The 647-nt window shown below is 68.6% G+C and carries 1 protein-coding gene; it reads left to right on the top strand.

Annotation, left to right across the window (positions count from 1 at the left end):
• Positions 1-647: ABC transporter permease (locus AC1DWF_RS35480; protein ID WP_476843147.1), on the top strand; the 647-nt coding region annotated here is incomplete at both ends.

Raw genomic sequence — 647 nt, 5'->3', positions numbered from 1 at the left:
GTGCAGCAATGAACCCCCCGATCGGCCCCGTCACGCTGCGCTGGCTCGTCCTGGGCGCGATCGTGCTGCTGTGGGAGGCCGCGCCGCGGCTGGGATGGGTGCCGCCGGTGATCCTGGCGACGCCAAGCGCCACGCTGATCGCAGGTGTCGAGGAGGCGGATATCTTTGCCCGCGCCCTGATGTTCACCTTGACCGAGATCACCCTGGCGCTGGCGATTTCCTACGGGCTCGGCGGTCTCGCCGGCGTTGTCATCGGGGCGTCGCCGCTGCTGCGCCGCGCACTGCTGCCGCTGCTCTCCTCCGTCTACGCGATCCCTTTTGTCGTGATCTATCCGGTGATGACCGCCTGGCTCGGCATCGGGCCCGCGAGCAAAGTCTGGGTCGCCGGCTTCTACGGCTTCTTCCCCGTCGTGCTTTCCGTGGCCGCCGGGGTGCAATTGGTCGACCGGAACCTGGTGCTGATGGCACGGGCCGCGGGCGCCAGCCGTTCGCAGATGGCAATCGAGGTCCTGTTGCCCGCAGCCCTTCCGGCCATCGTCTCAGGCCTGCGGATCGGCGGCGCCCTGACGACGATCGGTGTCGTCGTCGCGGAGATGCTGGCCGCGACCGACGGCATCGGCTTCCTGATCACCCAGAACCGCACCATG

Source organism: Aminobacter sp. P4_D5, assembly GCF_056401815.1.
This window is presented reverse-complemented; position numbering and strand designations above follow the sequence as displayed.